The organism is Psychromonas aquatilis (assembly GCF_038155185.1).
Lineage (GTDB): Bacteria > Pseudomonadota > Gammaproteobacteria > Enterobacterales > Psychromonadaceae > Psychromonas > Psychromonas aquatilis.
This window is the reverse complement of sequence record NZ_JBAKAZ010000221.1, coordinates 1-246: the sequence shown is the minus strand read 5'-3', so window position 1 is coordinate 246 and position 246 is coordinate 1. Positions and strand designations below refer to the sequence as shown.

Sequence of the window (246 nt, the reverse complement as noted above, 5' to 3'; positions counted from 1 at the left end):
ACCGAATGATTAAAGACATACAAGGTATGGTGGTTCGTGTTTTTGCTATTCCTCATGGAGATGTTGCTATTTCTGTACTGGCATGTATGCCGGATAATCAAGTTGATGTTTTATATTGTATTGGTGGTGCACCTGAAGGTGGTATTTCTGCAGCCGTTGGTCGTGCATTAGATGGTAATATGCAAGCACGTTTAATACCGCGCCGTATGGTGAAAGAGCCTACAGAAGAAAATATTAAAATAGGTG

1 protein-coding gene is annotated in these 246 nt (G+C 40.7%); it reads left to right on the top strand.

Annotated features, from left to right (window positions below; genetic code table 11):
• Window positions 1-246 (top strand): fructose-bisphosphatase class II (locus V6256_RS15400; RefSeq protein ID WP_341599128.1); only part of this gene is annotated, 246 nt, incomplete at both ends.